Origin of the sequence: Adlercreutzia sp. DFI.6.23 (assembly GCF_024462535.1) — a bacterium.
In the GTDB taxonomy this organism is placed as follows: Bacteria; Actinomycetota; Coriobacteriia; order Coriobacteriales; family Eggerthellaceae; genus Adlercreutzia; species Adlercreutzia rubneri.
The window spans coordinates 1-297 of sequence record NZ_JANGBP010000574.1 but is presented as its reverse complement, the minus strand read 5'-3'; the positions used below and the strand labels follow the sequence as shown (position 1 = coordinate 297).

The window sequence follows — 297 nt, the reverse complement described above, 5'->3', positions numbered from 1 at the left end:
GAGTGGAGCCTGCTTCAGCATCGGAGGCAGCGAGTCGATCAAGGCTCGCTGCGCAGGCGCGCTCGAGCAGCCAGCCGTTTTGTCGGGCAACACGGAAGGCATCTGGGCCCAGTATGTCCCACGAAACAGCAGAGTGGCCCATCCTTTTTGCCGCCTCGCCGCATCCGAGAGCCTCGACGATGGCCCCATCGGCCCAATCGGTGCCGAACACCTCGGAGAGCCCAGCCGAGCAATGCCCTCCAAAGCCGGCGATAAGCACCTCGATATCGCCTGCTTCCAGAGACTCGAAATCATCGG

At 63.0% G+C, this 297-nt stretch carries 1 protein-coding gene; it reads right to left on the bottom strand.

All coding sequences use genetic code 11. The features are described from left to right. On the bottom strand, positions 1–297 hold a 297-nt coding region (locus NE591_RS14645; RefSeq protein ID WP_256157033.1), incomplete at both ends, for a hypothetical protein.